Origin of the sequence: uncultured Nostoc sp. (assembly GCF_964245445.1) — a bacterium.
Lineage (GTDB): Bacteria > Cyanobacteriota > Cyanobacteriia > Cyanobacteriales > Nostocaceae > Nostoc.
On the sequence record NZ_CAXTNE010000458.1, the window covers coordinates 1 to 3517 of the forward strand.

Here is a 3517-nt window from a genome sequence, read left to right on the forward strand (position 1 = left end):
ATCGCCGTTGAAATCGCCAATCTGAGGAGTCCAAGCTGGGTCAACGCTGGTTAGAGAAGCCGCATTAGCAACTTTTGTGCCATCTATTAACGCAATGCTATTCTCACCGGTTGTCTTATTGCGTAATAAGAAGTCGGTTTTGCCATCAGCATTGAAGTCAGCAATTTTGTAATCATAGGCGGATATGTCGAAATTACCTAGAGAACCCTGTTCGAGAACGTTTGTTCCATCCATCAACCGAATGATAATCTCACCTGTTGTAGAATCGACCCAAACTTTATCCGTTTTGCCATCACCATTAAAGTCAGGAGTAATCGCCGCACTAGTTAAGTAAGGATTAGGATTGGGATTTGCTGACGTTTTAACAGGCGCAGTTACTGGTTCACTTTCTAGTGCTAGTGAGGAACTCTTATTCCCAAACCCCAAATCATAATTTAAACCCTCAAAAGAATTTGTCAAGATTTGTGATTTTGCAAAAGATTCTGATACCCATTTAGATGTATTCAAAGATAAGGGTGAGGAATTTGTACTTTCAGGCATGGTGTATTTTTATTATTGGTTGTCATATTTTTTTAACTTTTTTCGATAATCTCTTTCTGTAACGAAATAACATTTACCAGGGTTTTAAGATTTCTTTATAACTATTTTTTATTTATTAATGTCATTCTTTGAATATAAATATCCGTTTATTTTAAAGGATAATCATGAAATTTTAAAGTTCTATGTAAGCAATTATAAAATATATTTTGTGCTTTATGTATATGATAATTTATAGATAAATTATGATTATTTCATCTATTTTTTGGTTTTAAATATTGTATAAAAATATACTTTTACCTTTAACAGTTAATCAGTCATCTAAAAAATATCCACACTAGCTGTATTTTTGTTTATAAAGTCCCAAATACGCTAAAAGAGAAGTGATCGCTACATTAGTCCTAATTAATTTGTATAATATTGCCTTGATTTTCTAGGCACTTTCTCAAGTATTGGCTGAATCTCCACTATTTTTTGTCTTGTGAACAAGCTTAGATAAAAAATAACCTTGACCACCAGCTAGACCTAAATCTGAGCCATCCAATCTAACCCAATAAAAATCAAAGGCTATAGGGTTTTTGCTAGTACTTGGATGTATTTCCCAATGCCGCCAAGTAGATGGTGTACGCTGAGTTAATTCGAGATGGTAAACATAACGTTCTTGAATTTCATCACGATAGGGAGCCATGTTGTATTGATAAATACCCAATAACTCAATAATACGAACTCCCTTAATACCAGATTCTTCATAAATTTCTCGCAGCACAGCTTCAGGTGGCTCCTCACTTTCTTCGACTGTACCAGCAGGTACTTGCACGCCAGCTTCAGGAAAATCAGTATGTGTAAACACCATTAATTCATCTTTGTTGGTCACGTAAGCAATCACTTTTTTTGTTGTAGGTTGAGTGGACATATTTTTTATACTGTGTGTTGTTAGATTTATGAAATACCAGAATTTATATAGGATAAACGTTTAAAAATTATTTTATTTCAGGAATATTCTAAATTATTCGATAACAACAAGATCCCCGACTTTTTAAAGAAGTCGGGGATCTGAGCCTTTCGAGATAATTGATTATTCTCGAATGATTTATGACTTGAGTTGAAACAAATATTGGTTAGAATAACTTAGATAAGCAACTATTAAGATGCATCAACTGTGCTTCCTCTAGTTGTCGAAAGTGTAAAATAACACAATACTTTAATACATACATCAGCTATGCAAGCAGAATATCGGCAGCGTCGTGAGCAGTTAATGGCAAAAATTGGTGATGGCACAGCCATTTTTCGCAGTGCGCCAATGGCAGTGATGCACAACGATGTCGAGTATGTTTATCGCCAAGACAGTGATTTTTTCTACTTGACTGGTTTTAATGAACCGCAGGCAGTAGCAGTGTTAGCGCCGCATCATTCAGAACATCGGTTTGTGCTGTTTGTCCAACCAAAGGATCGCGAAAAGGAAGTATGGACTGGTTATCTTTCTGGGGTAGATGCAGCCAAGGAAATTTATGGTGCTGATGAAGCTTACCCCATTAGCGAGTTAGATGAAAAGTTGCCGCAGTATTTGGAAAAAGCCAGCCGGATTTACTATCACTTAGGACGCGATCGCACCTTCAATGACCAAATCCTCGGACATTACCAAAGGTTACTGCGGACTTATCCTAAACGCGGTACTGGGCCGATCGCCATTGAAGATACTGGCCCTGTTCTCAACAGCATGAGACTAATCAAAAGTGAAGCTGAGTTGGAATTGATGCGTCAAGCAGTTGCGATCGCTACTGTTGCACACAATTATGCTCAAGAAATCGCCGCACCCGGACGTTATGAGTATGAAATACAGGCGGAGATGGAACGGATCTTTCGAGTCCGGGGTGGAATGGGGCCAGCTTATCCTTCGATTGTGGCTTCCGGTGTGAATGCTTGCGTACTGCATTACATTGAAAATAATCGTCAAATGCAGGATGGAGAATTACTGCTAATTGATGCCGGTTGTGCTTACGGTTATTACAACTCGGATATTACGCGGACATTTCCTGTTGGGGGTAAATTTACGCCAGAACAAAAGACGCTGTATGAGATTGTATTGGAGGCGCAAAAACAAGCGATCGCTCAAGTGCAACCAGGTAATCCCTTCAAATTAGTTCATGATACAGCAGTGCGCGTTCTCACGGAAGGTTTAGTTGAACTTGGCATCCTCAAAGGTGAAATTGATAAGTTAATTGAAGAAGAGAAATATAAACCATATTATATGCATCGCACCAGTCATTGGTTAGGGTTAGATGTTCATGATGTGGGCGTTTACCAGCACGGTGAAGACAAACCGCAGATTTTACAACCAGGCCAAATTTTGACAGTGGAACCGGGATTATATATTGTGCCTGACACCAAACTAGCAGAAGATCAACCAGAGACTGATCCTCGATGGATTGGCATTGGTATTCGGATTGAGGATGACGTGTTAGTTACATCTAATGGACATGAGGTGTTAACTGCGGGAGTTCCCAAGGCAGTGGATGAAGTGGAAAGATAAAAAATGAAGTCGGAAGTCGGAAGTCGGAAGTCGGAAGTCGCAAGTATTAAATCAAGCCACCCACAAGGGGTGAGGTTTTTACCTACCTTCAGATACAAGGACTATTTCGCGCCACTTGCGGGCGAGGTTTTGAACCTTTACTTTTTTGATAAAAAATGGGGGTGGTTTGTACCATCCCCAAACTAAAATTGAGGACAAGCCATCAGAGTCGTTGTCAGAATTCCTAAGATTTCGTCCCTTACTTATAGAAATCGCCGAAAAAGATTTAGTTTGCGGTTTAATCTGATTGCTGCTCTCTACAATTACGAGCTTTTTCTCTCCAAAATAAAATCTTCCTGAGCGACTTTTGCAAGAGGTCTATTGATTCGGATCTGTCTCTTGTTTCGGGATGAACGCAACAAGCAAATGCGTACGCTCAACAAGCAAATGCGTACGCTCAACAAGCAAATG

The 3517-nt window shown here is 39.1% G+C and carries 3 protein-coding genes and 1 pseudogene; 2 read left to right on the plus strand and 2 right to left on the minus strand.

Going from position 1 to position 3517, the window contains the following annotated elements:
• Positions 1-540 (minus strand): FG-GAP repeat domain-containing protein (locus tag ACFE90_RS37145; RefSeq protein ID WP_375507234.1); only part of this gene is annotated, 540 nt, incomplete at its 3' end.
• Between the two features lie 442 nt (positions 541-982).
• Positions 983-1450 carry an NUDIX domain-containing protein gene (locus ACFE90_RS37150; protein ID WP_375507235.1) on the minus strand — a complete coding sequence of 156 codons (468 nt, stop codon included), beginning with the start codon at positions 1448-1450 and terminating at the stop codon, positions 983-985.
• A gap of 306 nt (positions 1451-1756) precedes the next feature.
• Here ACFE90_RS37150 and ACFE90_RS37155 point away from each other — a divergent pair, with 306 nt between their 5' ends.
• Both ACFE90_RS37155 and ACFE90_RS37160 read left to right on the plus strand, forming a co-directional pair.
• Complete coding sequence (locus ACFE90_RS37155) at positions 1757-3067, plus strand: aminopeptidase P N-terminal domain-containing protein (protein WP_375507236.1); 1311 nt, start codon at positions 1757-1759, stop codon at positions 3065-3067.
• Positions 3068-3292: 225 nt separating this feature from the next.
• Positions 3293-3406: pseudogene (locus tag ACFE90_RS37160) on the plus strand (IS5/IS1182 family transposase); the annotation flags it as partial.
• Positions 3407-3517: the final 111 nt, after the last annotated feature.

What these genes read in the sequence shown, in the direction of transcription:
- ACFE90_RS37155 (WP_375507236.1), top strand. Translation starts at nt 1,757, where the DNA reads ATGCAAGCAGAATATCGGCAGCGTCGTGAGCAGTTAATGGCAAAAATT.
- ACFE90_RS37150 (WP_375507235.1), bottom strand. Translation starts at nt 1,450, where the DNA reads ATGTCCACTCAACCTACAACAAAAAAAGTGATTGCTTACGTGACCAAC.